Raw genomic sequence first — 26,912 nt, forward strand, 5'->3', positions numbered from 1 at the left:
AAGTATGACAGATAAGAGACATGTCAATCCTACTCATAAGCCGAGCAAGTCTCTGAGCACTCGTAAACGTAAAAAGCTTATCGTCAATATAGCAATTGGGCTCGTTTTTGCCATTGGACTTGGGGTGCTTCTTTACCCACAAATTTCGCAGTTATACTATCGTATCGAGTCGCGCCAGCAAGTAGCAGACTTCGACGAGACAAGTAGATCCATCTCTCAAGAAGAGATCAACAAGCGCATGAAGCTTGCTGAAGCATACAACTCTACTCTCACAAATCTCGTCAAAGATCCTTATGGAAAAGATCAGAAGAAGCAAGGCGTCGCAGAGTATGCGCGGATGCTCGAAGTGCATGAAATGCTGGGACACGTTGAAATTCCTAGCATTGACGTAGATATCCCTATCTATGCGGGTACGAGTGAACAAGTGCTCGCTAAGGGTGTAGGGCATTTGGAGGGTACGTCGCTGCCCATTGGTGGAAACTCTACTCACACTGTGCTGACTGCTCATTCTGGTTATCCAACTGCTCGTCTTTTTACCGATATTCGCAAGATGAAAAAGGGCGATAAGTTTTATATTCACAATTTAAAAACGACACTTGCATACCAAGTAGATCAGATTTCCGTCATTGAGCCAACCGATTTTTCAAAGCTTCTTATCGTACCTGGTCATGATTACGCTACTTTACTGACATGTACGCCACTGTATGTTAATACGCATCGTTTACTTGTACGAGGACATCGTGTCCCTTATGTGCCAGCCGCGGATGAGAAGATTATAGCGGAAAATCGAGCAGCATTTATCTATAAATATCTCTTCTACGTATCAGTTGTAATCATTGCGGTGCTTGTGATGACGATTCTGTACCTGAGTCGTAAGAGAAAGATTATGCTCAAACGGCTAGCAGTGCAACGTGAGCTCATGCAGGAGACAGCGACTGCAAAGGGCAATGAGAACGGGGGAGAGACGGCTCGTGAGCAGAAATGAGGCGAGAGCAATGGCTAAACGTAAGAAGGGGATAAAACGTAGCATCATTGCAATCATCGTTTTTATTGTAGGTTTGAGTATTTTTCTCTATCCTACGGTGTCAAATCTCTATTATGAGTTAGGCACGCAGCGTGAAATTTCTAATTACGATACTGCTGTGAAATCAGTCTCTCAAGAGGAGATTGCTAAAAAGCTGAAGCTTGCGAAGGCATATAACTCCACAATCGATGCTTCAAAGCTCGTCGAGCCGTTTACTCCCTCGCAAAAACGGCAGGGAGTCGCAGAATACGCTCGTATGCTTGAAGTCAAAGAAAAAATTGGCTATGTAGAAATTCCGAGAATTCAGCAGTCTTTACCTATTTATGCCGGAACTTCCGATGAAGTCCTGAGCAAAGGTGTGGGGCATATGGAAGGGACGTCGTTGCCTGTCGGTGGCAAGAGTACTCATGCAGTTTTGGCGGGACACCGAGGTCTCCCTACGAAAAAGATTTTTACAGATTTAGACAAAGTAAAGAAGGGAGATGTCTTCTTTATTCACGTTCTCGATAAAGTGCTCGCATATAAGGTAAATAGTATAAAAGTCATAGAACCGAGCGATTTTAAGCCGATACTTGTGCAACCTAGCAAGGATCTCGTGTCTCTTTTAACCTGCACGCCGCTAGGTATTAATTCTCACCGTTTGCTGGTGACAGGTTATAGGATTCCATACACCCCAGATGCGAACCTCAAGCTCAACGATATTTATTCTCTGAAACGAAAATATCTCATTGCTTGTGTCGTTTCGGGGGCGATAATTCTTGCACTTATATGTGTTATCCATCGTCAGCGAGTAAAGCTACACAGAAGCAATCAGGTCGAGTTTGAGAAAAACTAGTTATCGATTTCTCACTGGTGATACAAATAAAATAGTGGGTTAAGAGGACTTTTGTAAACTAACTTTATGAAAGTTCTCTTATTTATTTGAGTTTCCGTGCACGACCTCATAAAATGTGATGTACAACACATTAAGAGACATAGAAGTCCTATCAGGCCGAAGGAGGTCCTCGTGGCAAAGACAGCTGAAAAGGCACCTGTAAAGGAAGCACAGCCAGAGATGACAGATGCACAGAAGGAAGTAGATACTCTCGTCAAGCGCGCGCTTGTAGCACTTGATGAATATCAAAGCTTTGATCAGAAGAAAATTGATTATATCGTAGCTAAAGCATCGATTGAAGCTCTTCATGCGCATTTGGAACTCGCGAAGTTGGCGGTGGAAGAAACTGGTCGCGGCATGGTAGAAGATAAAGCTACAAAGAATATCTTCGCGTGTGAGCATGTCACTCACCACCTTGCAAATCAGCGCACTGTAGGCATCATCAGAGAAGATGAAGTTGATGGTATCACCGAGATTGCTGAACCAGTTGGTGTAGTTGCCGGTGTGACTCCAGTAACAAATCCTACATCTACCGCGATTTTTAAATCGTTGATTGCTTTGAAGACTCGTTGTCCTATCGTCTTCGGTTTTCACCCATTTGCGCAGGAGTGCTCGAAGGCAGCAGCAAAGATAGTACGAGATGCTGCAGTGGCTGCTGGCGCACCAAAGGACTGCATTCAGTGGATTGAGCATCCATCTATCGAGGCGACAGGTGCTTTGATGAAGCATCCTGGCGTGGCGACTATTCTCGCGACAGGTGGTCCTGGCATGGTTCAGGCTGCATACACATCAGGAAAGCCAGCGCTGGGCGTAGGTGCAGGTAATGCTCCTGCTTATGTTGATAACGATGTCGACCTCGACCGTGCGGTCAACGATCTTGTACTTTCGAAGCATTTTGACTATGGCATGATTTGCGCTACTGAGCAGGGCATTATCGCTCATACGGATGTGTACGATGCTTTGGTTGAGAAGATGAAGACTCGTCACACCTATTTTGTCACGGGAGATGATAAGACCAAGCTTGAAAAGTTCATGTTTGGCACCACTGCTGGGCAGTACGCAAAAGATGGCATAGTCCCAAAGCTTAACGGCGCCGTAGCAGGTAAGTCGCCATTGTGGATTGCTCAGCAGGCAGGTATTACCATTCCTGAAGATACTGTGATTATCGCAGCGGAATGCAAGGAAGTAGGGTATGCTGAGCCTCTCACACTGGAAAAGCTTTGCCCGGTTCATGCAGTAATGCGTGCGCAAGATAAGGATCAAGCGTTTGAGATGTGTGAGCAGATGCTGAAGTTCGGCGAAGGGCACACTGCTGCCATTCACACCAATAATGAAGCGCTTGCTAAAGAGTACGGCTTGCGTATGCATGCATGCCGCATTATCTGGAACTCACCGGCTTCTCTTGGCGGTATTGGTGATATCTACAATGCTATTGCACCGTCCCTTACCCTTGGTTGCGGTTCATACGGTGGCAACTCTGTAGCAGGCAATGTTCAGGCAGTCAATCTTATCAATGTCAAGCGCGTAGCAAGAAGGAACAACAACATGCAGTGGTTCAAGATTCCACCTAAGACATACTTTGAGCCAAATGCTATCCGTTACTTGCGTGATATGGTTGGCGTCAATCGTGTCGTCTTCGTTTGCGACAAAGTCATTTTAGATTTGGGTATCGTCGACAAGGCTATTCAGCAGCTTCGTCAGCGTCTCAACAAGGTAGAGTGGCGCATTATCGACTATGTCGAGTCGGAGCCTTCCATTGACACTGTTGAGCGTGGTGCTCGCATGATGCGCGAAGAGTTCCAGCCAGATACCATCATCGCTATCGGTGGTGGTTCTCCTATGGATGCAGCAAAGATTATGTGGTTGCTCTATGAACACCCAGAAATTGAGTTCCGTGATATCCGTGAGAAGTTCTTCGATATTCGTAAGCGCGCGTTCCGTCTACCGGAGCTTGGTAAGAAGGCAAAGCTTGTATGCATACCAACGACGTCGGGTACGGGTTCTGAGGTTACACCATATGCAGTTATCACAGACACAAAGACAGGTATTAAGTATCCAATTACGGACTACTCATTGACTCCATCTGTCGCTGTTATTGATCCTGTACTTTCTCGCACGCAGCCTCGCCGAGTCGCATCTGATTCTGGTTTCGATGCTATTACTCATGCGATGGAGGCGTACGTATCTGCTTATGCGAATGACTTTACCGATGGTATGGCTCTCCATGCGCTTAAACTGCTCTGGGAGAATCTCGCTCCTTCGGTTCTTGAAGGTCAGACAAACCAGCGTGCGCAAGAAAAAGTACATAATGCTGCAACCATGGCAGGTATGGCATTTGGCTCTGCGTTCTTAGGCATGTGCCATTCGATGGCTCATACCATTGGTGCTTTGTGTCACATCGCTCACGGACGTACAAACTCCATTTTGCTTCCATATGTCATTCGTTATAATGGACAGATTCCATTGGAGCCAACATCATGGCCAAAGTTTGACCGTTACAACACACTTGAGCGTTACCAAGATATTGCCAAGCAGCTTGGCATTAAGGCAGATACGCCGGAAGAGGGTGTAGAAAACTTGGCGAAGGCTGTAGAGGATTATCGCGACAATAAACTTGGCATGGATAAGTCCTTCCAAGCTGCTGGTGTAGATGAGGATCATTTCTGGTCTGTACTCGATCAGATTGGTATGCGTGCATACGAAGACCAGTGCACTCCAGCAAATCCGCGTATCCCACAGATTGAGGATATGAAAGATATTGCTATCGCAGCATATTACGGTGTATCGCAGGAAGAAGGAAAGAAGATTCGTGCTGAGCGTGCAGCGAAAGACGCTGAGTAGGAGTTAATTCTTCTCAATCGGAAATGTGCCGAATTATGTAGAGTAGTGTGTAATAACACACCTAGGCAGCTCTCGCAAGATATACAAAGTAAAGCTTGTAGCGAGAGTTGCCTTTTGTATTCTCGTGGGGAATAATCTTGTGTGATGGTTCCCGTATAATCTCTTAATAATCACATAAAGTTACATAAGTTGTTATGTGACAATCATTGGTGCAAGAGGATGGAGAAACGCGAATATGGTGATTCATAATTTCTTGGCTTTACGCTCAATATGGATTATTTTTCTGCGCTTTCTTTCACCTCTGAATAAAAAGATGAGGGTTGCACTTGGCTGGATTTTGGCGATTGGTCTTATAGCGTCGATTGGTACAACGGCTGAGACAAGTCAACATAGTGGGAAAGCATCACATATGGCATTGTGTATTTCTATGGCGACAGCAATTTTTGTCCTCTGTGCGATTATACGTGGTTGCTTGATATGGCTGAGACTCTACATAAAATATCGTGACAATAAACTACGCGCACAACAAGAATTTGTGACGGATTCTACAGAGCTTGCTGGGCAGAAGAGCTTTATGGAGTTAGCAGGATATAACTCACTCGGCGTGATTATGACTATTTTCTTCGTTGTTATGTGGGCTGCTTTATCGGTAGTTGCACTTCAAGCGTGTATACGTGCGTGGTAGGCGGCTCAGTGGGATATTATCGTTTATCTACACGAGAAGTGATGCGTGAGATGTCGCAGATGAATCGCGCAAAGAAATGGATAACGATCGCGAGCGTTGCCCTTGGGATACTCGTCCTCTCGTGGTTTGTGTTAGGCAACTTTGGCACAGGTAAGTATGCCCTCTACGTTGTTGGATTCAAGGCGTTAACGGTGCTCTATGTGGGCATCTATATCGATGTTCTATGTTTATGTGCTTTATTTATGCAAGTGCAAAAGATACAGGTTTGGGCTGCTAAACGACGTGTAAAACACGATACGTACAACGGTGATGAAGTGAACCGTAAAACGCGTGCAATATCGATTAAGAGTGTGATGGAGAAGGCCTGGAGAAGGTTCTTGGCTTTCGTGGGAGTGATAATATTCGTCTTTCTGGGAGTTGCGATGCCACTTTTTGGAGTATCGCTCACGAAAGATACAATTTACGATATACAACACGGGCCGGTTATTGGTGTGGCACGTGCAGTCTCTGCTGAACATCATAGGGCAGGGAGAGCAGGCGTGACGAATGACATCACATATGAGGGGACTTTTTATCGAGAAAATCAGCAAGGGACTTCCTCAGTTACTGATTTAGAACGTGCAAAATCACCGGGACTCTATAGAGTTAAAGCACAATACGATGTGAGTTTCGGCACCTATGGTCTGGATGACATCGCTCAACCGTCTCAGCTATATATCGTGCGCGTTTACCCGAAAACGCATGCACTTATTTCTGTGAGAAGCGTGAAATAAATAGGAAATCAAAAATTGCTGATTTTGCCGTACATGCGCATGCGTGTCGAACGGAAGGATACGTGTATTCTTGACTTTCGTACTCATTGGCACGGTTTTATGGATGCAAAATTTGAAATGCTGTAAAGCGGTGCGTAGCACTCGACACGCCCGAATTTTTTAGGCATGGGTCGTGCTTAAATTGATGAGTTGCCTGTTTTAGGCTCGCATGTTTTTATGCTTAATATCTTAAATAGCGAGCGTGGCAGCGGTAAGTGCCGCTAGCTACGCACTGATGGGGAATCGTCCACGGGCGAAATTTGCCGGTTAGTGCTCTGAACAGGTTGGAAATGTATCGATCGCAAGAAAGGGCGGACGGCGAATGGCGGGACAGAAAATCCGCATCAGGCTTAAGTCCTATGACCATGAGGTCATCGACCAGTCGGCTAAGAAGATTGTCGAAACGGTCACGAACGCGGGTGCAACTGTAGTTGGCCCAGTTCCACTTCCTACTGAGAAGAACGTATTTGTTGTTATCCGTTCTCCTCATAAGTACAAGGATTCTCGCGAGCACTTCGAGATGCGCACCCATAAGCGCCTCATTGACATCGTAGACCCAACTCCAAAGGCAGTTGATTCTTTGATGCGTCTCGATTTGCCAGCAGATGTAAATATTGAGATTAAGCTGTAGGGAGGGGAGAAATGACATCTAATAACAATCGTCAGGCATTGTTGGGCAAGAAGCTCGGCATGTCTCAGGTATGGGATGAGAATGGTTTCTTCGTTCCAGTAACTTTGGTGGAAGTAGACACCAATGTTGTTACAGCTGTAAAGAATGAGGAATCTGACGGCTATAAGGCTGTTCAGATTGGTTTCGGCGCTATTGACCCTACTAAGGTCTCCAAGCCATTGGCTGGTCACTTTGCTAAGGCAGGCGTCACCCCACGCCGTCACCTCGTAGAGTTCCGCACTGAAGACGTAGAGAACTACGAAGCAGGTCAGGAACTCACTGCAGAAGTATTTGGCGAAGGTGCTACCGTTGACGTAACGGGCACTACCAAAGGTAAGGGCTTCGCAGGTACTATCAAGCGTTGGGGCTTCAAGTCCTATCGTCGTACCCATGGTTCTCACAAGAATGAGCGTCGCCCAGGTTCTGTAGGCGCATGTGCGACTCCAAGTCGTATCCTCAAGGGTAAGCGCATGGCAGGTCGCATGGGTCATGACACTCACACCACTCTTAACTTGACTGTAGTAAAGTCTGACGCAGCTAATGGCATCCTCGCTATCAAGGGCGCGGTTCCAGGACCTAAGGGTTCCCTCGTTGTCGTACGCACTGCAGTGAAGGGAGCATAAGGTATGGCAAACGTAACTTTGAACATCACCGATGCTAACGGCAAGGCAGCAGGTTCTGTAGATGCTCCTGTAGAGCTCTTCGGAATTGAGCAGGATGTTGTGCGTGCACACGTTCCACTCGTACACCAAGTTGTTATCGCACAGCTTGCAGCTGCTCGTCAGGGCACTCATGCTGTAAAGAATCGCGCACGTATCTCTGGCGGCGGCAAGAAGCCTTGGAAGCAGAAGGGCACTGGACGTGCTCGTCAGGGTTCCATTCGCGCTCCGCAGTTCGCAGGAGGTGCAGTAGTACATGGTCCAGTACCTCGTGACTACACCCAGCGTACTCCAAAGAAGATGAAGGCAGCAGCACTTCGTTACGTTCTTTCTGATCGTATGAATGCAGGTCGCGTACACGTAGTTGACTTCGGTTTGGGCGAAACTCCATCGACCAAGACTGCTAAGGCAGCTCTTGCTCCAGTTGAGTCTCGTTTTACCACCGTTGTACTTACTCGCGAGCAGATTACCGAATGGCTTTCTGTTCGTAATCTCACCTACGTACATGTACTCTTCGTAGATCAGTTGAACACCTACGACGTAGTCACAGCTGAAGATGTCGTCTTCACAAAGGAAGCTCTTGAAGCTTTCGTTGCTGCTAAGACTGCTGTTAAGGAGGCCTAAGTAACAATGGTCGCAATTCATAAGCCAGCACATGACATCATCATCAAGCCAGTAGTTTCTGAAAAAGCTTATATGAACTCTGATCGCGGTCAGTACACTTTCGTGGTAGCTCCTTCCGCAAATAAGATTCAGATCAAGCAAGCTGTAGAAGAAATCTTCAAGGTTAAGGTTACTAACGTAAATACTCTGAACCGCGCAGGCAAGCGTCAGCGCACACGCACTGGTTACGGTCAGCGTGCTTCACAGAAGCGTGCAATCGTTACAGTTGCAGCAGGTCAGACTATTGATATTTTTGGTAACTAAGCAGTAGCCGAGAAAGTTAAGGAAAACATATTATGGCTATCCGCGTATATAAGCCAACGACTGCAGGTCGTCGTAACGCATCTGTTTCGGACTTTTCCGAAATTACGCGTTCCACACCTGAAAAGTCCTTGCTCCGTAAGTTGAGCAAGACTGGTGGCCGTAACTCTTACGGTCGCATCACGAGCCGTCACCGTGGTGGCGGTCACAAGCGCCAGTATCGTCTCATCGACTTCAAGCGTTGGGACAAGGATGGCGTACCAGCAAAGGTTGCACACATCGAGTACGATCCAAACCGTTCTGCTCGCATTGCATTGCTCCATTTTGCAGATGGTGAGAAGCGCTACATCATCGCTCCAGAAGGTATCAAGCAGGGTGACACCATCGAAACAGGTGCACAGGCAGATATCAAGCCTGGTAACAATTTGCCTCTTCGCAACATCCCAACAGGTACCGTTGTTCATGCAATTGAACTTCGTCCTTTGGGTGGCGCAAAGATTGCACGTTCTGCAGGTGCATCCGTACAGCTTGTAGCTAAGGACGGTAACCTCGCACAGCTACGCATGCCATCTGGCGAAATTCGTAACGTAGACGCTAACTGCCGCGCAACCGTTGGCGAAGTAGGTAATTCCGAACACGCTAACATTGAGCTTGGTAAGGCAGGTCGTGCACGTTGGATGGGCAAGCGCCCACACACCCGTGGTGAATCTATGAACCCTGTGGACCATCCACATGGTGGTCGTACCCGCGGTGGTAAGGCACCAGTATCCCCATGGGGTAAGGGTGAGGTTCGTACACGTCGTCCTAAGAAGGCTTCGAACAAGATGATTGTTCGTCGTCGTCCTAACGGTAAGAACCGCAAGTAAGGGAGTGTCGAAGAGATGACTCGAAGCATCAAGAAGGGCCCATTCGTCGACGCCCACTTGCAGAAGAAAGTCGACGCTCAGAACGAAAAGGGTACTCACGACGTTATTAAGACTTGGTCTCGTCGTTCCATGATTACCCCTGACTTCATTGGTCACACTTTCGCTGTTCATGACGGTCGTAAGCATGTGCCAGTGTTCGTTACTGAATCGATGGTAGGACACAAGCTCGGTGAGTTCGCTCCAACGCGTACTTTCCGTGGCCACGTGAAGGATGATAAGAAGGGACGCCGCTAAATGGAAGCTAAGGCAATTGCACGTCACGTACGCGTGACGCCTCGCAAGGCTCGCCGCGCCGTCGACCTCATCCGAGGCAAGAAGGCAACCGAAGCCGTTACCATTTTAAAGTTTGCTCCACAAGCAGCATCTACTCCAGTGCTTAAGGTACTTGAGTCCGCTATCGCGAATGCACGCGTTAAGGCTGAAGCAGCAAACGAACCATTCCGTGAGAACGATTTGGTAGTAGCAGCTACTTATGTAGACGAGGGTGTAACTCTCAAGCGTTTCCGTGCTCGTGCACAGGGTCGCGCAGGTCGCATTAACAAGCGCACTTCCCACATCACGGTCATCGTTGCAGATAAGGAAGGTGCACGCTAATGGGCCAGAAGGTAAATCCATTTGGTTACCGCCTCGGCGTAACCGAGTATCACCGTTCTAAGTGGTTCTCTGATTCCAACAAGCAGGGCGAGCGTTACCGCGATTTCGTTCTTGAGGATGACAAGATCCGTAAAGCAATGAACAAGGACCTCGAGCGTGCAGGCGTTTCCCGCGTCGTTATCGAGCGCACTCGTGACCGTGTTCGCGTAGACATTCACACAGCTCGCCCAGGCATCGTTATCGGTCGTCGTGGTGCAGAAGCTGATCGTGTACGCGCAAAGCTTGAGAAGATCACTAGAAAGCAAGTCCAGCTCAACATCTTCGAAGTGAAGAATGCTGCAATCGATGCACAGCTCGTTGCACAGTCCATCGCTGAGCAGCTTGCAAATCGCGTTACTTTCCGTCGTGCGATGCGTAAGGCTCAGCAGGATGCAATGCGAGCTGGCGCAAAGGGTATTCGTATCAAGCTTTCCGGTCGCTTGGGCGGTGCAGAAATGTCTCGCTCTGAGTTCTACCGCGAAGGTCGCGTTCCACTGCAGACTCTCCGTGCACTCATCGATTACGGCTTCTTTGAAGCATCTACCACTTATGGTCAAATCGGTGTAAAGGTATGGATCTACAAGGGCGACATGACTGAGAAGCAGTTCGAAGAGCAGCAGGCTCAGCAGAACAACCGCTCTCGTCGCGGTGATCGTCGTCCACGTCGTAACAACCGTGGTGCAGCTGCTCAGCGCGGTGCACAGCAGGCGGCTCCAGCTCAGGCTGAAGCTCAAGCTGCCGCTCCAGCTGAAACTGCTGAAGTAAAGGAGTAAGACAAAGTGCTTATCCCAAAGAGAACTAAATACCGTAAGCAGCACCGTCCGGTTCGCTCCGGTATGTCCAAGGGTGGTAACGAAATCGCTTTCGGTGATTTCGGTATTCAGGCTCTTGCTCCTGCTTACATCACCAACCGTCAGATTGAAGCTGCACGTATTGCAATGACCCGCTATATTAAGCGTGGTGGTCGCGTGTGGATTACAATCTTCCCAGATCGTCCTTTGACTAAGCATGCTCTTGGTGCTCGAATGGGTTCCGGTAAGGGCGCACCAGAGTTTTGGGTTGCAAATGTTCGTCCAGGACGCGTAATGTTCGAGATTTCCGGCGTTTCTGAGGAAGTTGCTCGTGAGGCGCTTCGCCGTGCAATTGATAAATTGCCTATGAAGTGCCGAATCATTGCACGTGAAGGCGGTGACAACTAAATGGCAGGTACAGCAGAATACTCGATCAAGAATTTGAACGAGAAGACCAACGCTGAAATTGAGGACTTCCTCAAGAAGTCGAAGGAAGAGCTTTTCAACCTTCGCTTCCAGAACGCTACTGGTCAGCTTGAAAATGCTTCCCGCATTAAGGCTGTGAAGCGTGATATTGCCCGCATGTACACTGTTCTTCGCGAACGTGAACTCGGCATTACCGAGTCCCCAGTGCAGGAATAGGAAAGTCTGAGGAGTAAAGATGGCTGAAAAGCTGGAACGCAACGATCGTAAGGTCCGCACTGGTTACGTAGTTTCCGATGCAATGGACAAGACGATTACCGTTGAGTTGGAGCAGCGCTCAACCCACCCATTGTATGGTAAGGTTGTTCGCAGCAACAGCAAGGTCAAGGTCCATGACGAGAACAACGACGCACATGTCGGCGATCTTGTTACAATTATGGAGACAAGGCCTTTGAGCAAGACGAAGCGTTGGCGTCTCAACGCTATCGTTGAGCGCGCTAAGTAAATAAGTTCGGCAAGGCTCCGTGTACACCCTGAGGTCACTGTACTCTTGTAGTTGCAAGGGGAGTGGTGGCCTTGGGTGTGCGTGGAGGACCAGCTCGGCTAAGGAGAATCAATGATTCAGCAAGAATCGCGACTTCATGTCGCCGACAACACGGGTGCTAAGGAAATCTTGGCAATTCGCGTGCTCGGTGGATCGAAGCGACGCTATGCCGGAATCGGCGACGTAATTGTCGCTTCCGTCAAGGATGCAATTCCTGGCGGTTCGGTAAAGAAGGGTGACGTAGTTAAGGCTGTCGTCGTCCGCACTGTTAAGGAACATCGTCGTGCAGACGGTTCCTACATCAAGTTTGATGAGAACGCAGCGGTTATTCTTGGTAGTGGCCGTGAACCAAAGGGCACACGTATCTTCGGACCAGTAGGTCGTGAATTGCGCGACAAGCGCTTTATGAAGATCGTATCTTTGGCACCGGAGGTGATCTAATGGTAGCGAAGATCAAGAAGGGTGACCTCGTCAAGGTTATTCGTGGTAAGGACCGCGGCGCAGAAGGTACCGTGCAGAGCGTTCTTCCAAATGATCGTCTTATCGTAGAAGGCGTTCAGATTGTAAAGAAGCACGTCCGTGCAACTCAGCAGGGTCAGCAGTCCGGAATCGTTTCCGTAGAAGCACCTATTCATCGTTCTAATGTGATGCTGATCGATCCAGAGACTAAGAAGCCAACTCGTGTTGGCGTTGTGGTCAAGGAAGAAGCACGTGATGGCAAGGTAAAGCGCGTACGCGTACGCGTAGCTAAGAAGTCTGGAAAGGAGCTGTAATGAGCGAAGTAAATATTGAGGCTCCAGCAACTCCTCGTCTTAAGGCACGTTACAAGGATGAAATCATCCCTGCTTTGGAGAAGGAATTCAATATTTCCAACCCTATGCAGGTCCCAGGTGTGGAAAAGGTAGTAGTTTCCATGGGTGTAGGAGCTGCAGCTCGCGACTCTAAGCTCATCGAAGGTGCAGTACGTGACCTCACCGCTATCACTGGTCAGAAACCAAAGATTACTCGCGCAAAGAAGTCTGTAGCACAGTTCCATTTGCGTGAAGGTCAGGCCATTGGTGCGTTCGTTACTCTTCGTGGCGATCGTATGTGGGAGTTCTTGGACCGTCTTTTGACTTTGGCTTTGCCACGTATTCGTGATTTCCGTGGTATTAACGGTAATCAGTTCGATGGTAACGGTAACTATAACTTTGGTCTTACTGAACAGTCTATGTTCCATGAGATTGATCCTGATTCCATCGATCACCGCCGTGGTATGGATATCACAGTTGTGACCTCAACTAAGAATGACGAGGAAGGCAAGGCTTTGCTTAAGCACCTCGGCTTCCCATTCAAGGAGGACTAAGAGATGGCAAAGACAGCTCTTAAGAACAAGGCAGCTCGTAAGCCTAAGTTCGCAGTTCGTGCATATACACGTTGCGAGGTTTGCGGTCGCCCACATTCCGTTTATCGCAAGTTCGGCCTGTGCCGCGTTTGCCTTCGCGAGAAGGCTCACCGTGGTGAGCTTCCAGGCGTAACGAAGTCCAGTTGGTAAATCGACGTTGAAGGTCCTCGGCCCTATAGGGAGCGGAGGAAACCACGACGAGGAAGGGCATCAGCCCAAATGACAATGACAGATCCAATCGCAGACATGCTTACACGTCTGCGTAACGCGAGTGCGGCAAAACACGAAACAGTGGACATGCCATACTCAAAGTTCAAGGCACATATTGCCGAAATCCTCAAGCGTGAGGGTTATATTGCTGATTTCACAGCAAAGGAAGCTCGTGTGGGCCAGACACTTGAAATTACTCTCAAGTACGGTCAGCACGGCGAACAGAGCATCCAAGGTATCAAGCGCGTATCTAAGCCAGGTTTGCGTCGTTATGCTAAGTCCGACGCACTTCCAATGCCTCTCGGCGGCTTGGGCATCGCTATTATCTCTACAAGCTCTGGTTTGATGACTCAGAAGGAATGCCTTGAAAAGGGCATCGGCGGCGAAATCGTCGCTTACGTGTGGTAAGGAGGGCTTGATTTAGTATGGCATCACATATTGGTAAGCTCCCTATCGCAGTTCCAGCTGGAGTAGAAATTACTGTTAATGGAAATATCTTCCAGGCTAAGGGTGTTAAGGGCACCGACTCTTTTGAGATTCCTGAAGGTATTTCTGTATCTGTAGAAGACGGTCAAATCACCTTTACCCCTGAAGATGATGCACGTCCAACCCGTGCAAAGCACGGTTTGGCACGCTCTCTCGCAGCAAGCATCGTTGAAGGTGTCTCCAAGGGCTTTGAGAAGCGTCTTCTTATCGTAGGTACCGGTTACCGCGTTGTAGCTAAAGGTAAGAATCTTGAGTTCTTCTTGGGATACTCCCACACTATTAACGTGGAAGCGCCTGAAGGCATCGAGTTTGAGGTAGTTTCTGCTAACGAACTTCTTGTCAAGGGTACTGACAAGCAGGCTGTCGGACAGGTTGCAGCTAACATTCGCAAGCTTCGTGCGCCAGAACCTTATAAGGGCAAGGGCATCAAGTATGCTGATGAGCGCATCATCCGCAAGGCTGGAAAGGCTGGTAAGTAAATGACGGTAACAATTTATGGTAAGGGCAAGAATGTTGCTCGCTTGCGCCGTCACGCACGTCTTCGTAAGAAGATTGCCGGCACTCCTGAGCGTCCACGCCTCGTAGTTTCTCGTTCTAACCGCAACATGGTTGCTCAGATTATTGATGACACCAAGGGTGTAACTCTCGTTTCTGAGTCCACTTTGCACAATGATTTTGGTACTTTTGAAGGCACTAAGGTCGAAGCTGCAAAGAAGGTTGGCGAATTGATTGCTAAGAAGGCAGTTGCAGCAGGTATCACTGAGGTTGTATTCGATCGCGGTGGTAATAAGTATCACGGTCGCGTTGCTGCGGTAGCAGAAGGCGCACGTGAAGGAGGTCTGCAGCTGTGAGCGATAACGAAAAGGAAATCAAGGTGGCTGAAGAGACTCAGACAAACGAGCAAGCTCCAGCAGCTGAAGAGCGCAAGGGTCGCCGTGCAAATCGCGGTGAAGGTCGCCGTGGCGAACGTCGCAACCGTCGTGAACGCAACGAGCAGCGCGATGAGCTTCTCGATCGCGTTGTAACTATCAAGCGCGTAAGCAAGACCACTAAGGGTGGTCGTACCATGAGCTTTGCAGCTCTCGTCGTAGTAGGCGATGGCAATGGCACTGTTGGTGTCGGCTATGGAAAGTCTCATGAAGTTCCATCAGCGATTGCTAAGGGACAACTTGATGCTAAGAAGCATATGTTCAGCGTTCCACGCGTTCGCGGTACTATCACTCATCCAGTGATTGGTCATGAGTCTGCAGGTACAGTATTGCTTCGTCCAGCAGCTCCAGGTACTGGTGTTATCGCTGGTGGTGCTGTTCGTGCAGTACTTGAGTGCGCAGGTATCACCGATATTCTGTCCAAGGATATGGGATCCGGTAACGCAATCAACACAGTCCGCGCAACTGTAGCAGCTTTGAAGCAGCTTGAAGAGCCAGAAGAAGTGGCAGCACGCCGCGACCTCTCTCTGTCTGAAGTTGCTCCAGATCAGCTCCTTCGTGAGCGTGCGCAGGGCATTGAAGAAGCTCGCAAAGTACGCGAAGAAGCAGCGGCAGCAGCAAAGGATGGTGAGTAATGGCTAAGCAGCTTAAGTTCACCTTAAAGAAGGGTCTCGTTGGCTCCACTCAGCGTCAGAAGGACAATGTACACTCTCTCGGTCTTCGTAAGATTGGTCAGAGCGTAGTACGTGATGATACTCCTGCGTACCGTGGTATGGCTAACAAGGTTCGTCATCTTGTAACTGTAGAGGAGATTGACTAATTATGGCAAACACTAATGAAGTCGATATCCTTCAGATGCATGACTTGCGTCCAGCTCCTGGTGCTAAGAAGTCCAAGACCCGTGTTGGTCGTGGTGAAGGTTCCAAGGGCAAGACCTCTGGTCGCGGCATGAAGGGCACAAAGGCTCGTTATCAGGTACGTCCTGGTTTCGAAGGTGGTCAGCTTCCACTGTACATGCGCCTTCCAAAACTCCGTGGCTTTAAGTCTCCATTCAAGGTAGAGTTCCAGGTAGTAAATCTCGCTGATTTGGCTACTTCTTTCCCTCAGGGTGGTGACGTAGACGTAGAAGCACTCGTTAACGCTGGTCTTGTACGCAAGAATCAACCTGTGAAGGTATTGGGCGACGGTGAAGTCACCGCAGCTTATACTTTGAAGGGTGTAAAGTCTTCTGCATCTGCAAAGGCAAAGATTGAAGCAGCAGGCGGCAAGATTGAAGACTAGTTGTGAGGCGTTCGTTAAAACGCTGACTAGATTCAATAAGTAGTTAAGTTTCTGCTTATTTGTAAGGTCCTTGGCACGTTTGAGTGTCAAGGACCTTATCTTTTGTTATGATTGACTTCAGTGTGTCTAAGTCAGTGTGTCTCGAACTTTCTCAAACGTGAGGCACTGCAGGAGGGAATTCAGTGAAAACGTTAATTCAGGCGTTGCGAGAAAAAGAGTTACGCAACAAAATACTGTTTACTATTTTCATTGTTATTGTGTACCGTATAGGAGCTGCTATCCCAACTCCAGGTATTGATTACAAGGTAGTAAGCAAAGCAGTAAAAAGTGCCGCAGGTGGAGAAAACTTTGTAGCACTGGTGAACTTGTTCTCTGGTGGCGCGTTACTACAGTTGTCTGTCTTCGCACTCGGTATTATGCCGTACATTACTGCGTCGATTGTTATCCAACTGCTGCGCGTTGTAATTCCTCGATTCGAGGCATTACATAAAGAAGGACAGTCTGGCGAAGCAAAACTTACTGAGTATACGCGATACTTAACCATTGGTCTCGCATTCTTGCAGTCGACGACAATCTTGGTAACTGCTCAGTCGGGTGCTCTCTTCGGAAGCGCAGTTTCAGGATCCGTAATCCCGGACAGTTCTGTTCATAATATGCTTTTCATGATTATCATCATGACAGGTGGAACAGGTCTGGTGATGTGGATGGCTGAACTTATTACCGATCATGGCATTGGTCAGGGTATGTCAGTTTTGATTTTCACTTCCATCTGCTCAGGCTTCCTCCCACAGTTGTGGAATATTGGTTGGACGAATAAGCAGTGGGGTCACTTTGCAATCGTGACGGGTACTCTTGTTGTTGTCTTGATCTTCGTCGTGTATGTCGAGCTTATGCAGCGTCGTATTCCTGTCCAGTACACGCGCCGAATGATTGGTCGTAAAATGTACGGTGGCACGTCTACATATCTGCCATTAAAGGTAAATATGTCCGGCGTAATCCCACCAATTTTCGCATCGTCAATTCTCGCAATCCCGACATTGATTGCTCAGTTCGGAAATGCTAACGCTGGCTGGGTAAAGTGGATTAACACATACTTGGCAAATACGACGTCTCTTTGGTATATCGGCTTGTATTCTGTAATGATTGTGTTCTTCACCTTCTTCTATACCTCTATCACGTTTAATACCGATGAGACAGCAGACAATATGAAGCAGTATGGTGGTTTCATTCCAGGTATTCGTGCAGGACGCGCGACATCTGAATATCTCACTTATGTGATGAACCGTCTGAACACAGTGGGAGCTGTCTACTTACTCTTTGTCGCGTTGATTCCGACGATTTTGATTTTGGCCTTGAAACTTGGTTCCAAGCTTCCTTTCGGCGGTACCACGATTTTGATTATTGCTGGTGTTGGTTTGGATACCTTGCGCCAGGCTCGTGCGCAGACCGAACAGTTCCAGTATGAAGGTTTCCTTGACATCAAGCATGATGAAGCTAAGGAAGATAAAGCCGCTTAACTTCTACATACATCGAGTAAAGACATAGAGTAGAAATTAGTTTAACGAAAGAAGAATTATAATGCGTTTACTTATCATGGGTCCACAAGGTGTAGGAAAAGGAACTCAGGCGGCAAGGCTTGCTGAGTATTTCCATATTCCAGCGATTTCCACCGGCGATATCTTCCGCTACAACTTGAAGAATCAGACTGAGCTTGGCAAGCAGGCACAGGCATTTATTGATAAAGGTGAGCTCGTACCTGATGAACTCACGAATTCCATCGTGAAAGATCGTCTTGCGATGGACGATGCGAAGGGTGGATGGATTCTCGATGGCTATCCTCGCAATGCGTCGCAGGTCGAGGCTCTCGATAAGATGCTTGAAGAGTTAGATACTCCGCTCGATGCAGTGGTGGCTCTTGATGCTGATCACGACGTCCTCATGAAGCGCATGATGAAGCGTGCAGAAATTGAGGGACGCGCTGACGACACTCCTGAAGTCATTGCTAAGCGTCTTGACGTCTATACAAAGGAAACTGCACCTCTCCTTGATACGTATGAAACTCGTGGTGTTCTCGTAGAGATTAATGGTGTAGGAGATATTGACGAGATTCACAAGAATATTGTTGCTGAGCTTGAAAAATAGGAGAGCTTTATAAAAGTAAAACTCATATTCTGAATTCCTGAAAGCACCCGTGTCTTTAAGGCACGGGTGCTTTGTTATACTTGCCTTATGACAACAGGACTTATTATTCTTATCGTTATAATTGCTCTTATTGTGATTATTGCTCTCTGGGCGATTGGTGCATATAACAATCTCGTTAATATACGTAATCGCGTAGCAAACGCGTGGGCACAGATTGACGTTCAGCTTAAGCAACGTGCGGACTTAATTCCGAATTTGGTCAACACAGTTAAGGGATATGCTGCTCACGAATCAGAAGTCTTTGAAGAGGTGACGAAGGCGCGTGGCGCTGTCCAATCAGCAGGAAGTGACAATACGCTTGAACGTATGGAAGCTGAAAATCAGCTTTCACGCGCGATGGTTAATGTTCTCGCAGTATCAGAGAATTATCCAGAACTAAAAGCAAATCAAAACTTCCTCGATTTGCAGGAACAGCTGAAGGCTTTGGAGTCAAAGATTGCTTATGCTCGTCAGTTCTATAACGACGTTGTGCTGAAGATGAATAATGCTATACAACAGTTCCCAAGCAATATCGTGGCAGGGTTCGGACATTTCGAGCTTGCAAAGCCATTCGAGACCGCTGGGAATGACCGTGAAGTGCCACAGGTTCAGTTCTCGTGAAGTATTCTCAGCATATAAAACGTGGAATTACGTGGGCAATAGTATATGCTGTTGTCTTTATCGTTATCCTTGGTATTTTCGGAGGTACTTCAGCGAACCGACGTGCTGCGTCTACCCGTCGTGAGGGAGTATCACAGGAGTATAAGGATTTGAACTACACTGCGACGATGGATACTCACGGAGACCTTCATATTAAGCAGAGAGTAACCATCGATCTTCATCGTCGCGATTCTGGTCCATGGAGGGGAATCACTCAAAAATTCCAGCTCAATGAGAGCGACGTCACCTCGATTTCTGACATTAGTGTAACAGATGCCAAAACAGGGCAAGCGTATACATATAGAAGTTATAGTGAAGTAGACCCCTACAAAGTCGGTATTTCTGACTGGAATGAGCAAGCTGCGAAATCGTGGTTTCTTAAGAATTCACGCGATGACACAGACTTTAATCCCGATACTGATGCTCTCCACGTTAAGAATTCTAAATACGCAGATATACAAGAAGGAGACTTTAAGTACGTAACCCTCGGATGGTGTATCCCTGTAACATATTCAGGTACATATACTTTTGACGTTTCCATGACGTTCAAAAATCTTGCCGGGAAACTTAAAGATGGCGCGTACTTCGCGTGGGAGCCAGTCTCCGATACCAATGAAGTGCCAATTCATAAGATGACAGTAAAAGTCGTCTTACCGCAGGGCGTATCACAATCGTATGGATGGCTACATACAGATAGCTCTGAGAGTACCACGAAGCGAGTGAACGACAGAGAGTATTCCTTCTCGGTGAAGAATGTGAAGAAGGATAACTACGTAGACTTTATCGCGGCATATCAAGGTGCAGATTCGTATAGTGATGTGCAACGTAGCTACACGCATGATGATATCGAAAAAGTAAAAAGCTCAGAGTATAACAAGCTGCAATCTGCTCGTGCAGAGAGTGCAAATACGAGAAGAACGTTGAGCTTCTATGGGATTATGATAATCTTCGCTCTTTCTATCGCAATAGCTATCGTCATATGGTTAATTTACGGTGCTCAATCTACACTGAAATTAGCGCAATATCGCGGAGAGCAGGATTATAATCGTGATCCTCCATCTGTTTCTCCAGCGGCGGCGGCACATATTTATGCGCTCATTACAGGGCACCCAAAGGATAAAGAAATTAAGTCGCGGGCGCTGAATGCGACGATATTGTCCCTTGTCTCTAAAGGTGCACTGATGATCCTTCCAGGAGCGCCAAGCACGTATAAGGATATTGACTTAGATAATGTCAAGTCTCAGGACATGAGTTCTGTCATGTCTACAGTCACGTCTCAAGGATATTTAGCTCAGCAGAGCAAAGTACAAGAGCATGTGATGACTTTTGTACTTGCTAGCGACATTGAGGAGAAGAGTTTCTCATCCAAGCATCATCTCAGTAATTCCGAGTGGCGTACCGCTCGCGTGCTGATGATGGTCGGTGAGAATGTTGGCTCATATGTATTTTCATCAAAAGATCTTGCGAACCAAGCTAGAGAAGCATCGATGAGTCGCAATACAACAAATAAGTTTGCAGAACGTGTCAAGAGCATGTACAACTCTCAGATAGCTGATTTTGATCGACTCCATGTTTCTGAATATCCTGCATGGCAGCGTGGCTGGCCGTTGACGATAGGTTGGATTTATGCGATTGTCACAGCACATTTCGGAATGCGGACTTCCTACTGGGCAGCGTATATCCTTATAGCAGTCGTCGTTCTTGCATTTACCGGCTTTGCTTGGGGATATGGTGCTCCAGCAATTCTTACAGAAAAGAACAAAAAGAAAGTTTCACAAGTTTACGGGTTGGCGCATTATCTCGAAGATTTTAGTAGCTTTACCGATCGAGGCGTTACTGATATGAAGCTCTGGGATAGATATTTAGTGTATGCAACGGCGTTTGGTATGAGTGAGACTGTCATGAAAGAACTTCGAAGTGCATATATTCACGATATGGATGTCGCGCAGTCTGCCAACGCAGATATTGATCCTTGGCAATACTATATGTATGATGATGCAATGTTGTCGTGGATGTGGATGCCTTGGGTTAACAATCTTACATCTAATCTCGCTTCGCGATTTACGCCAAACATAGACACAACAATGATGGGGTCGAACTCTGACTTCTTTAATGCTGATTTCAGCAGTTTTGACGGTTTTATGGATTCCTTTAACACGTCTATGGACTCCGTGAACGATGCTATTAGTATCGCTGGGGCATGGAGCGCACCAAGTACGGGCTCTGGGTCAAGTGGTGGAGGAACAGACTCTGGTGGAAGCTTCGACTTCGGCGGGTTCGACGGAGGTGGAGGAGGCGGTGGTGGAGGAAGTTTTGGGGGCTTCTAAGACTTCTGACACTAGCTGCTATATAAGTAAATAACACTCGCGGCATGGGAATAGGCTAGGAACTACAAGATTGTAGTTCCTAGCCTATCTTATAGTTGGCTAACGGCTAAATAGACGAAGTATCGGGGCGCTCACCGCAGTGATGTACCATATGAAAATTGCGGTGGCATAAAGCATGCAAGAAAAAATAAATTGTGGGAAATATAAAAACGGCGAGATTGTACCAATAGGAGAGAAGAATTCAAACTGTGGAATAGTCCCCGAAAAGATATAGAAAACCATATATATCAACGAAGCAGTAGCTCCTATTTTTCGTCCTAGTATAGCGAAGAAGATAATGATAAAGCTTGACGGCAGCAGCGATAGGGAAAGTATGAGGGGAGCATCTTCTAAAATAGATAACTCAATAAATGAGTGAGAATGGGGGTGCCGGCAGTAGGCAGCGAATGCACCTAGAGGAAATATAGAGAGAGTCATTAATACGGTAGACGATACCAAAAGAAGTATAGAGAGATTTCTCACTCTTGGCGTTGAGAGTCTTTCTTGCATGGATAACCTAGGAGCGAGGAGTAGAGCTATAACTTCTGTCGATATGAGTGGCATGAATGTTGTTGCTGTCAAAAAGACTGGCGTATACCGTCCTGGAAAGTAGATTGGCACCTCTGCTCCATAGCGTAGGGCAAAAAACTCAAGAAACATAAGGACAATTAGCACAAGAGGTAGCGCGGATGATAATCGTCCTTTATTGAAATAGTACAACTTTTTCATTGTGATACTCCGATGTAATTAGAACTATTGTATCGTTTATGGTGCTCCATTACTCCAAAATTTTCATCATGATGTAGAATATATTTCGAAGAGATTGATTGCTAATTTCCTTAAGGATGAGGGAAGATGGCAAGATATGTTTTCGCGAAGAATGCTCAGCTGTAGTACGTGAAGTGTAATTATGATGCAAAGTTCTACTATTTGTCCCGAAGATTTAAGTATCGTTTGCGAGCACGTTAACTTTTCTTATGGAAAACAGGAAATTCTAAAAGATATTTCGTTTTCTGTGGGAAAAGGTGTCACCGGGATTTTAGGGACGAATGGAGCTGGAAAAACTACTGTACTGAGCATTCTTTCTACTTTGAAAAAGCCGAAGAGCGGACATGTAGCTCTATTGGGTCATGACCTTTCTCGTTATAGTAGTGTTGAGGGTGCAAGGAAAAATCTTGGTTTTCTTCCTCAGCACGTTGAAGTGATGAATTTTTCCTCTGTCCAGGATAATGTGGCATACGCTGCGTGGGCTCATGGAGTAGATGAAAAGCACGTTGAAGAAGCTACGATGCGAGCTTTATCTGCGGTGAATTTAGAAGATAAAGCATCAGTAAAAGCGAGAAAACTGTCTGGCGGTCAGCGTCAAAGACTTGGAATTGCATGCACAATCGCACACAATCCGCAGATTATTATTCTTGACGAGCCAACCGTTGGTGTCGATCCTCTCCAGAGGAATGATTTGAGGAATCTCATATTACATTTGGGGCAGAGCCGTACAGTTATTTTAAGCACACATTTAGTAGATGATATTGCGCGAATAGCTCAGACTCTATTGATACTTAATAGTGGGAATTTATCCTATTGCGGTCCGCTTGCCGACCTTGATGAAGTAAGAGCATGCACATCGCAATCTCCCACCGATGTGGCGGAGTCAATTGAGCATGCATTCGCACGCTTGGGGAGCTAAGTATGAGCAGATTAGCATATGTGAGAAGAGGCATTCGAAGGAGCATCCCTCTACGTGATGAAATAGCTTTACTATGCGTTGTGACACTTGCGACTTTTGTTCTATCTGTTCCGGTCATTCTATCAGCGTTTGCGCGTTGGTCTGCTGTGGAGCAAACCGTGAGAGACACAGTACTCATTCCGGCGTTCATCATTGCAGTATATGCAGCGGTACATTTTCGTAGTTTTTCTCGGAATAGCGTCATCGTGGGGCGAGTAAGTGCACGATCGAGAGCATATCTCGCATGCGTTGGCTCTTTGCCTATGATTTTCTTATCCGCAGGTGGATATGTATTGGGAATGTCCCCGTTGATTATCCATGTGGCACTACATGCGAGCTGGTTTCACTTTAATGTATTGTCAGGATGTGCTGCGCTCGTTGAAGTGTTTATGCTCAGCGTGATTGGCATAGTAGTTGCCGTGCTTTTCCCGTCACGTTGGAGTCTTATCGTAGCTCCAGCGACGGTACTGGTTGTGGCTTTTCTACCAGTCGAAATTAACAATACGATACTGAGTAATTCAGGACATTCTTCTCTCACCTTTGCGCCTGTCTGGATGGAGAATCTTCCAGGACTGGGATACTCTACAAGTGTTTCGATGAATATTTCACGAATTGCTATCGCGCTTTTTACTAGTATTACTCTGATAATGTTTGCCCTGCATTTCTTGGAAGGGAAATATACGCAAGGGCGCATGTTTAATAGCGTTTTGCTAACATCACTCTTTTGCACTGTAGTGCTCATTGGGTGGTCTATCGCTGTTCCCTCAACGATATTCAAAGCTGAAAATGTGACCATACAATGTAAAAATACAAGTGATAACATAGTCCTATGTGTGCACCCTGCTGATATGACTGTGCGACAAGAAATTATGGAGATAACGCGTGAAGTTTTTGCTGTAGCTCCTCAAAGTGGTTCTGTTCTCGTCGTCGAGGGAATGAACAGCTCTTCCACTGTTCAATTTAAGAGGAAAATATATAACTCAGAGCAAGTCTTGACAATGTGGGGCACAGCTGTGAGCACTCTAACAGGGAATGAAACTAAAGCTGAGATAAAGAAGACACTCTATGATGACCTCATCAATCAAATAGTAGTTCCAATAAGTGCGTGTAGTTCAAAGAACCAGGATTCTGCAAATGTGATGAATACGATTCAAACGGGGATTCGACTTAGGTTTGGTTTAGCGGCTAATTCAGGAATGATAGATGAAAATACCGGGCGAGAAGTCATCGACGAAGAATCTCAGTGGCTTGCACATATAACGGATCAAAATTTTACACAATGGTATATGCAGCATCGCCAAGATATACAAAGTTGTACCATCACGCAGGTAGAATGACACAAGGCGGGATGCAAAGAAGCATTGAGCAAGGTTAGTTTGAGATATTTATATAATGGTCCTCGCTTACTGTTATCATTGACAGGTGGTGTGCCTTCACAAGAAGGTGCTCTAGTAATCTAGCGAGGAATGAGACCAATGGCTAAAGACGGTGTTATCGAAGTCGAAGGACGAGTTGTAGAGGCTTTGCCGAATGCAATGTTCCGTGTCGAGTTGGAGAACAAGCATATCGTTTTGGCTACGATCTCTGGAAAAATGCGTAAGAATTACATTCGTATTCTTCCACAAGATCGCGTGGTGCTCGAGATGAGTCCATACGATTTGACTCGCGGTCGTATTACATACCGTTACAAGTAAAAGGAAAGCCATGAAGGTTAGCCCAAGTGTTAAGCGTATCTGCGACTCTTGCCGCGTGATTCGCCGTCACGGTCGCGTAATGGTAATCTGCAACGCAAACCCACGCCACAAGCAGCGTCAGGGCTAGTAAGCAGGTCACAGCGACCACAATTAGGCGCCAATTCACAGCGTAAGCTGAACCCCAAGTACGGAGGCTTGGGCCGCACATAAGCGGACGAATTGGTGTACGACCCCCGTAGAACAGAAAAGGAATTCGAAGATGGCACGTCTTGCCGGAGTCGACATCCCTAATGAGAAGCGTATTGAAATTGCTCTCACCTATATCTTTGGTGTAGGCCGCACACGCGCTCATGAGACACTCGAAGCAACTGGTATCTCTCCAGATATTCGTGTTAAGGATCTTACCGACGAACAGCTCATTCAGCTTCGTGACTACATCGAAGCTAACTACAAGATTGAGGGTGATTTGCGTCGTGAAATCGATGCAGATATTCGTCGCAAGATTCAGATTAATTCTTATCAAGGTATGCGCCACCGTCGTCACCTCCCAGTACACGGTCAGCGTACTAAGACAAACGCTCGTACTCGCAAGGGTCCAAAGCGTACAGTTGCTGGAAAGAAGAAGTAAGTTAGTTAGCCACGCGTTCATTCGCATCGCTTAACTACAAAAGCTAAAAGGAAATGAGGTCTCAATGGCAGCTGCAAAGCAGGCCACGCGCAAGCCTCGTCGTAAGGACCGCAAGTCGGTTCCAGTCGGCCAAGCGCACATCAAGTCCACATTCAACAACACAATCATCTCCATCACCGACCCATCAGGTGCAGTTATCTCTTGGGCATCCGGTGGCGATGTAGGCTTCAAAGGCTCCCGTAAGTCCACTCCTTACGCAGCAGGCATGGCAGCAGAGGCTGCAGCACGTAAGGCACAGGAACACGGTGTCAAGAAGGTTGATGTATTCGTTAAGGGTCCAGGTTCTGGTCGCGAAACCGCAATCCGTTCCCTCCAGTCTGCAGGTCTCGAAGTCGGTTCTATCTCCGATGTGACCCCGCAGGCACACAATGGTGTACGCCCTCCAAAGCGTCGCCGCGTCTGAGCACAAGACAGACAATTATTAGTCCAACCCGCGAAGATCAGATGGTGCACACTGATCTTAAGCTGAAAGGATACGAAGGTGCTTATTGCACAGCGTCCGTCACTGACTGAGGAAGTTATCAATCCTCAGCGTTCACGCTTCACCTTTACTCCATTGGAGCCAGGATTTGGCTATACCTTGGGTAATTCTCTGCGTCGTACGCTCCTCAGCTCCATTCCTGGTGCAGCAGTGACATCGGTACGCATCTCTGGTGCTTTGCATGAGTTCACAACTCTGCCTGGCGTTAAGGAAGATGTCACCGAAATCCTCCTCAATATTAAGGGAATTGTGCTCACAAGCGAATATGACGAGCCAGTCACTGTTTACTTGCGTAAGCAGGGCGAAGGCGAAGTGACAGCAGGTGATATCACCGAAGTCGCTGGTGTCGTAGTCGCAAATCCAGATTTGCACATCGCAACTCTTGCAGAAGATGGCGAACTGGAAATTGAGTTCACTGTAGAGCGTGGCCGCGGTTACGTGCCAGCTCAGATGAATAAGCAAGAAGGTGATGAAATCGGCCGTATTCCAGTCGATTCCATCTACTCTCCAGTGCTCAAGGTCAGCTATAAAGTCGAGGCTACCCGTGTGGATCAACGTACCGACTTTGACAAGCTTATCCTTGATGTAGAAACCAAGCAGGCAATTTCTCCTCGCGATGCTGTAGCATCCGCAGGCTCCACTTTGGTTGAGCTCTTCGGTCTTGCACGTGAGCTGAATGTAGAAGCTGAAGGTGTCGAGGTTGGTTCCGCTCCTGTAGTGGAAGAGTCCGATCCTGAGCTTGATATTGCTATCGAGGATTTGAACCTCACTCAGCGTTCCTACAATTGCCTCAAGCGCGAAGGTATTCATACCGTTGGCGAGCTTGTAAAGCGCACTGAACAGGATCTGCTTGATATTCGTAACTTCGGTCAGAAGTCTATCGATGAAGTCAAGGAAAAGCTTGAAGCACATGGTCTTTCCTTGAAAGCATCTCCTCTAGGCTTCAACCCAGTAGATCTCGAAGGTGGCACATTCTTCACTCCAGACGACATGTAGTTTGGACGAGAGAATTCACCGACA

Annotated in this window: 37 protein-coding genes; all 37 read left to right on the forward strand. The window is 47.2% G+C overall.

Translation table 11 applies throughout. The features are described 5' to 3' along the window. Positions 1 to 4 precede the first annotated feature (4 nt). The 37 genes from ACFQY8_RS07115 to ACFQY8_RS07295 all read left to right on the forward strand — a co-directional run bounded on the left by ACFQY8_RS07115 (position 5) and on the right by ACFQY8_RS07295 (position 26,888). Entirely contained in the window at positions 5 to 985 is a 981-nt protein-coding gene (locus ACFQY8_RS07115; RefSeq protein ID WP_377939221.1) for a class C sortase, read from the forward strand. 10 nt (positions 986 to 995) lie between these two features. After that, positions 996 to 1,859 carry a class C sortase gene (locus ACFQY8_RS07120; protein ID WP_377939222.1) on the forward strand — a complete coding sequence of 288 codons (864 nt, stop codon included), beginning with the start codon at positions 996 to 998 and terminating at the stop codon, positions 1,857 to 1,859. 219 nt (positions 1,860 to 2,078) lie between these two features. Beyond that, positions 2,079 to 4,739, forward strand: coding sequence for a bifunctional acetaldehyde-CoA/alcohol dehydrogenase (gene adhE, locus ACFQY8_RS07125; protein WP_377939302.1), 2,661 nt, complete (start codon positions 2,079 to 2,081; stop codon positions 4,737 to 4,739). Positions 4,740 to 5,052: 313 nt separating this feature from the next. Then, the gene (locus tag ACFQY8_RS07130; RefSeq protein ID WP_377939223.1) at positions 5,053 to 5,424 is read left to right on the forward strand and encodes a hypothetical protein; all 372 of its coding nucleotides are present in this window, start codon (positions 5,053 to 5,055) and stop codon (positions 5,422 to 5,424) included. Then, positions 5,418 to 6,197, forward strand: a complete 780-nt coding sequence (locus ACFQY8_RS07135) for a hypothetical protein (RefSeq protein ID WP_377939224.1) — start codon at positions 5,418 to 5,420, stop codon at positions 6,195 to 6,197. Before ACFQY8_RS07130 ends, ACFQY8_RS07135 begins: the two co-directional genes overlap by 7 nt. 361 nt (positions 6,198 to 6,558) lie before the next feature. After that, the gene (rpsJ, locus tag ACFQY8_RS07140) at positions 6,559 to 6,867 is read left to right on the forward strand and encodes a 30S ribosomal protein S10 (RefSeq protein ID WP_006288664.1); all 309 of its coding nucleotides are present in this window, start codon (positions 6,559 to 6,561) and stop codon (positions 6,865 to 6,867) included. 11 nt (positions 6,868 to 6,878) lie between these two features. Then, positions 6,879 to 7,529 (forward strand): 50S ribosomal protein L3, encoded by a 651-nt coding sequence (gene rplC, locus ACFQY8_RS07145; protein ID WP_377939225.1) that lies wholly within the window; start codon positions 6,879 to 6,881, stop codon positions 7,527 to 7,529. A gap of 3 nt (positions 7,530 to 7,532) precedes the next feature. Beyond that, entirely contained in the window at positions 7,533 to 8,189 is a 657-nt protein-coding gene (rplD, locus tag ACFQY8_RS07150; protein WP_377939226.1) for a 50S ribosomal protein L4, read from the forward strand. 6 nt (positions 8,190 to 8,195) lie between these two features. After that, entirely contained in the window at positions 8,196 to 8,492 is a 297-nt protein-coding gene (gene rplW / locus ACFQY8_RS07155) for a 50S ribosomal protein L23 (RefSeq protein WP_377939227.1), read from the forward strand. Positions 8,493 to 8,524: 32 nt separating this feature from the next. Beyond that, positions 8,525 to 9,355, forward strand: coding sequence for a 50S ribosomal protein L2 (rplB, locus tag ACFQY8_RS07160; protein ID WP_377939228.1), 831 nt, complete (start codon positions 8,525 to 8,527; stop codon positions 9,353 to 9,355). A 15-nt stretch (positions 9,356 to 9,370) separates the two neighbouring features. Next, entirely contained in the window at positions 9,371 to 9,649 is a 279-nt protein-coding gene (rpsS, locus tag ACFQY8_RS07165; RefSeq protein ID WP_377939230.1) for a 30S ribosomal protein S19, read from the forward strand. After that, positions 9,650 to 10,009 (forward strand): 50S ribosomal protein L22, encoded by a 360-nt coding sequence (rplV, locus tag ACFQY8_RS07170; protein ID WP_377939232.1) that lies wholly within the window; start codon positions 9,650 to 9,652, stop codon positions 10,007 to 10,009. Next, positions 10,009 to 10,821 carry a 30S ribosomal protein S3 gene (rpsC, locus tag ACFQY8_RS07175; protein ID WP_377939233.1) on the forward strand — a complete coding sequence of 271 codons (813 nt, stop codon included), beginning with the start codon at positions 10,009 to 10,011 and terminating at the stop codon, positions 10,819 to 10,821. Before rplV ends, rpsC begins: the two co-directional genes overlap by 1 nt. A 6-nt stretch (positions 10,822 to 10,827) precedes the next feature. After that, entirely contained in the window at positions 10,828 to 11,247 is a 420-nt protein-coding gene (gene rplP, locus ACFQY8_RS07180; protein ID WP_377939234.1) for a 50S ribosomal protein L16, read from the forward strand. Then, positions 11,248 to 11,481 (forward strand): 50S ribosomal protein L29, encoded by a 234-nt coding sequence (rpmC, locus tag ACFQY8_RS07185; protein WP_377939236.1) that lies wholly within the window; start codon positions 11,248 to 11,250, stop codon positions 11,479 to 11,481. Between the two features lie 19 nt (positions 11,482 to 11,500). Further along, positions 11,501 to 11,767 (forward strand): 30S ribosomal protein S17, encoded by a 267-nt coding sequence (rpsQ, locus tag ACFQY8_RS07190; RefSeq protein WP_071414909.1) that lies wholly within the window; start codon positions 11,501 to 11,503, stop codon positions 11,765 to 11,767. Positions 11,768 to 11,878: 111 nt separating this feature from the next. Next, positions 11,879 to 12,247: a 50S ribosomal protein L14 gene (gene rplN, locus ACFQY8_RS07195; protein ID WP_377939238.1), complete on the forward strand. Its 369-nt coding sequence runs from the start codon at positions 11,879 to 11,881 to the stop codon at positions 12,245 to 12,247. After that, complete coding sequence (gene rplX / locus ACFQY8_RS07200; protein ID WP_377939240.1) at positions 12,247 to 12,579, forward strand: 50S ribosomal protein L24; 333 nt, start codon at positions 12,247 to 12,249, stop codon at positions 12,577 to 12,579. Before rplN ends, rplX begins: the two co-directional genes overlap by 1 nt. Then, a complete protein-coding gene (rplE, locus tag ACFQY8_RS07205) occupies positions 12,579 to 13,151 on the forward strand; it encodes a 50S ribosomal protein L5 (protein WP_377939242.1) in 573 nt (190 codons plus the stop codon). Before rplX ends, rplE begins: the two co-directional genes overlap by 1 nt. A gap of 3 nt (positions 13,152 to 13,154) precedes the next feature. Then, entirely contained in the window at positions 13,155 to 13,340 is a 186-nt protein-coding gene (locus tag ACFQY8_RS07210) for a type Z 30S ribosomal protein S14 (RefSeq protein WP_021618609.1), read from the forward strand. Positions 13,341 to 13,409: 69 nt separating this feature from the next. Beyond that, on the forward strand, positions 13,410 to 13,808 hold the full coding sequence (gene rpsH, locus ACFQY8_RS07215; protein ID WP_377939244.1) for a 30S ribosomal protein S8: 399 nt from the start codon (positions 13,410 to 13,412) through the stop codon (positions 13,806 to 13,808). Positions 13,809 to 13,825: 17 nt separating this feature from the next. After that, the gene (gene rplF, locus ACFQY8_RS07220) at positions 13,826 to 14,365 is read left to right on the forward strand and encodes a 50S ribosomal protein L6 (RefSeq protein WP_377939246.1); all 540 of its coding nucleotides are present in this window, start codon (positions 13,826 to 13,828) and stop codon (positions 14,363 to 14,365) included. Continuing rightward, on the forward strand, positions 14,366 to 14,737 hold the full coding sequence (gene rplR / locus ACFQY8_RS07225) for a 50S ribosomal protein L18 (RefSeq protein WP_377939248.1): 372 nt from the start codon (positions 14,366 to 14,368) through the stop codon (positions 14,735 to 14,737). Beyond that, complete coding sequence (gene rpsE / locus ACFQY8_RS07230; protein ID WP_377939250.1) at positions 14,734 to 15,450, forward strand: 30S ribosomal protein S5; 717 nt, start codon at positions 14,734 to 14,736, stop codon at positions 15,448 to 15,450. The genes rplR and rpsE overlap by 4 nt, the downstream gene beginning before the upstream one ends. Next, positions 15,450 to 15,635, forward strand: a complete 186-nt coding sequence (rpmD, locus tag ACFQY8_RS07235) for a 50S ribosomal protein L30 (RefSeq protein ID WP_377939251.1) — start codon at positions 15,450 to 15,452, stop codon at positions 15,633 to 15,635. Before rpsE ends, rpmD begins: the two co-directional genes overlap by 1 nt. A gap of 2 nt (positions 15,636 to 15,637) precedes the next feature. Next, positions 15,638 to 16,096, forward strand: a complete 459-nt coding sequence (gene rplO, locus ACFQY8_RS07240; RefSeq protein ID WP_377939252.1) for a 50S ribosomal protein L15 — start codon at positions 15,638 to 15,640, stop codon at positions 16,094 to 16,096. 182 nt (positions 16,097 to 16,278) lie between these two features. Beyond that, complete coding sequence (secY, locus tag ACFQY8_RS07245) at positions 16,279 to 17,613, forward strand: preprotein translocase subunit SecY (RefSeq protein WP_377939254.1); 1,335 nt, start codon at positions 16,279 to 16,281, stop codon at positions 17,611 to 17,613. Between the two features lie 61 nt (positions 17,614 to 17,674). Continuing rightward, on the forward strand, positions 17,675 to 18,238 hold the full coding sequence (locus tag ACFQY8_RS07250; RefSeq protein WP_377939256.1) for an adenylate kinase: 564 nt from the start codon (positions 17,675 to 17,677) through the stop codon (positions 18,236 to 18,238). A gap of 87 nt (positions 18,239 to 18,325) precedes the next feature. Beyond that, the gene (locus ACFQY8_RS07255; RefSeq protein WP_377939257.1) at positions 18,326 to 18,898 is read left to right on the forward strand and encodes a LemA family protein; all 573 of its coding nucleotides are present in this window, start codon (positions 18,326 to 18,328) and stop codon (positions 18,896 to 18,898) included. Beyond that, positions 18,895 to 21,264, forward strand: a complete 2,370-nt coding sequence (locus tag ACFQY8_RS07260) for a DUF2207 family protein (RefSeq protein WP_377939259.1) — start codon at positions 18,895 to 18,897, stop codon at positions 21,262 to 21,264. Before ACFQY8_RS07255 ends, ACFQY8_RS07260 begins: the two co-directional genes overlap by 4 nt. Positions 21,265 to 22,213: 949 nt before the next feature. Beyond that, positions 22,214 to 22,990: an ABC transporter ATP-binding protein gene (locus ACFQY8_RS07265; RefSeq protein WP_377939260.1), complete on the forward strand. Its 777-nt coding sequence runs from the start codon at positions 22,214 to 22,216 to the stop codon at positions 22,988 to 22,990. 80 nt (positions 22,991 to 23,070) lie between these two features. After that, entirely contained in the window at positions 23,071 to 24,366 is a 1,296-nt protein-coding gene (locus ACFQY8_RS07270) for a hypothetical protein (protein ID WP_377939262.1), read from the forward strand. A 138-nt stretch (positions 24,367 to 24,504) separates the two neighbouring features. Further along, on the forward strand, positions 24,505 to 24,723 hold the full coding sequence (gene infA / locus ACFQY8_RS07275) for a translation initiation factor IF-1 (protein ID WP_172145391.1): 219 nt from the start codon (positions 24,505 to 24,507) through the stop codon (positions 24,721 to 24,723). 10 nt (positions 24,724 to 24,733) lie between these two features. Continuing rightward, positions 24,734 to 24,850, forward strand: coding sequence for a 50S ribosomal protein L36 (gene rpmJ, locus ACFQY8_RS07280; protein ID WP_021618597.1), 117 nt, complete (start codon positions 24,734 to 24,736; stop codon positions 24,848 to 24,850). 132 nt (positions 24,851 to 24,982) lie between these two features. Further along, entirely contained in the window at positions 24,983 to 25,351 is a 369-nt protein-coding gene (gene rpsM / locus ACFQY8_RS07285) for a 30S ribosomal protein S13 (RefSeq protein ID WP_377939265.1), read from the forward strand. A gap of 64 nt (positions 25,352 to 25,415) precedes the next feature. Continuing rightward, positions 25,416 to 25,814, forward strand: a complete 399-nt coding sequence (rpsK, locus tag ACFQY8_RS07290; protein ID WP_018143440.1) for a 30S ribosomal protein S11 — start codon at positions 25,416 to 25,418, stop codon at positions 25,812 to 25,814. Between the two features lie 78 nt (positions 25,815 to 25,892). After that, the gene (locus ACFQY8_RS07295; RefSeq protein ID WP_377939266.1) at positions 25,893 to 26,888 is read left to right on the forward strand and encodes a DNA-directed RNA polymerase subunit alpha; all 996 of its coding nucleotides are present in this window, start codon (positions 25,893 to 25,895) and stop codon (positions 26,886 to 26,888) included. The last annotated feature ends 24 nt before the right edge of the window (positions 26,889 to 26,912 follow it).

The organism is Alloscardovia venturai (assembly GCF_042676605.1).
Lineage (GTDB): Bacteria > Actinomycetota > Actinomycetes > Actinomycetales > Bifidobacteriaceae > Alloscardovia > Alloscardovia venturai.

Bases quoted from the DNA above. Each gene is read 5' to 3' on its own strand.
- rplB (WP_377939228.1), top strand. From the start codon at position 8,525: ATGGCTATCCGCGTATATAAGCCAACGACTGCAGGTCGTCGTAACGCA.
- rpmC (WP_377939236.1), top strand. From the start codon at position 11,248: ATGGCAGGTACAGCAGAATACTCGATCAAGAATTTGAACGAGAAGACC.
- ACFQY8_RS07250 (WP_377939256.1), top strand. From the start codon at position 17,675: ATGCGTTTACTTATCATGGGTCCACAAGGTGTAGGAAAAGGAACTCAG.
- rpsQ (WP_071414909.1), top strand. From the start codon at position 11,501: ATGGCTGAAAAGCTGGAACGCAACGATCGTAAGGTCCGCACTGGTTAC.
- rpsK (WP_018143440.1), top strand. From the start codon at position 25,416: ATGGCAGCTGCAAAGCAGGCCACGCGCAAGCCTCGTCGTAAGGACCGC.
- rpsJ (WP_006288664.1), top strand. From the start codon at position 6,559: ATGGCGGGACAGAAAATCCGCATCAGGCTTAAGTCCTATGACCATGAG.
- ACFQY8_RS07130 (WP_377939223.1), top strand. From the start codon at position 5,053: ATGAGGGTTGCACTTGGCTGGATTTTGGCGATTGGTCTTATAGCGTCG.
- rpmJ (WP_021618597.1), top strand. From the start codon at position 24,734: ATGAAGGTTAGCCCAAGTGTTAAGCGTATCTGCGACTCTTGCCGCGTG.
- ACFQY8_RS07115 (WP_377939221.1), top strand. From the start codon at position 5: ATGACAGATAAGAGACATGTCAATCCTACTCATAAGCCGAGCAAGTCT.
- ACFQY8_RS07255 (WP_377939257.1), top strand. From the start codon at position 18,326: ATGACAACAGGACTTATTATTCTTATCGTTATAATTGCTCTTATTGTG.
- rplO (WP_377939252.1), top strand. From the start codon at position 15,638: ATGGCAAACACTAATGAAGTCGATATCCTTCAGATGCATGACTTGCGT.
- rplD (WP_377939226.1), top strand. From the start codon at position 7,533: ATGGCAAACGTAACTTTGAACATCACCGATGCTAACGGCAAGGCAGCA.
- rpsM (WP_377939265.1), top strand. From the start codon at position 24,983: ATGGCACGTCTTGCCGGAGTCGACATCCCTAATGAGAAGCGTATTGAA.
- rpsS (WP_377939230.1), top strand. From the start codon at position 9,371: ATGACTCGAAGCATCAAGAAGGGCCCATTCGTCGACGCCCACTTGCAG.
- rplN (WP_377939238.1), top strand. From the start codon at position 11,879: ATGATTCAGCAAGAATCGCGACTTCATGTCGCCGACAACACGGGTGCT.
- rplC (WP_377939225.1), top strand. From the start codon at position 6,879: ATGACATCTAATAACAATCGTCAGGCATTGTTGGGCAAGAAGCTCGGC.
- rpsC (WP_377939233.1), top strand. From the start codon at position 10,009: ATGGGCCAGAAGGTAAATCCATTTGGTTACCGCCTCGGCGTAACCGAG.
- rplR (WP_377939248.1), top strand. From the start codon at position 14,366: ATGACGGTAACAATTTATGGTAAGGGCAAGAATGTTGCTCGCTTGCGC.
- rplW (WP_377939227.1), top strand. From the start codon at position 8,196: ATGGTCGCAATTCATAAGCCAGCACATGACATCATCATCAAGCCAGTA.
- ACFQY8_RS07120 (WP_377939222.1), top strand. From the start codon at position 996: ATGGCTAAACGTAAGAAGGGGATAAAACGTAGCATCATTGCAATCATC.
- rplV (WP_377939232.1), top strand. From the start codon at position 9,650: ATGGAAGCTAAGGCAATTGCACGTCACGTACGCGTGACGCCTCGCAAG.
- rplX (WP_377939240.1), top strand. From the start codon at position 12,247: ATGGTAGCGAAGATCAAGAAGGGTGACCTCGTCAAGGTTATTCGTGGT.
- rplE (WP_377939242.1), top strand. From the start codon at position 12,579: ATGAGCGAAGTAAATATTGAGGCTCCAGCAACTCCTCGTCTTAAGGCA.
- infA (WP_172145391.1), top strand. From the start codon at position 24,505: ATGGCTAAAGACGGTGTTATCGAAGTCGAAGGACGAGTTGTAGAGGCT.
- ACFQY8_RS07265 (WP_377939260.1), top strand. From the start codon at position 22,214: ATGATGCAAAGTTCTACTATTTGTCCCGAAGATTTAAGTATCGTTTGC.
- rplF (WP_377939246.1), top strand. From the start codon at position 13,826: ATGGCATCACATATTGGTAAGCTCCCTATCGCAGTTCCAGCTGGAGTA.
- ACFQY8_RS07210 (WP_021618609.1), top strand. From the start codon at position 13,155: ATGGCAAAGACAGCTCTTAAGAACAAGGCAGCTCGTAAGCCTAAGTTC.
- rpsH (WP_377939244.1), top strand. From the start codon at position 13,410: ATGACAATGACAGATCCAATCGCAGACATGCTTACACGTCTGCGTAAC.
- adhE (WP_377939302.1), top strand. From the start codon at position 2,079: ATGACAGATGCACAGAAGGAAGTAGATACTCTCGTCAAGCGCGCGCTT.
- rpmD (WP_377939251.1), top strand. From the start codon at position 15,450: ATGGCTAAGCAGCTTAAGTTCACCTTAAAGAAGGGTCTCGTTGGCTCC.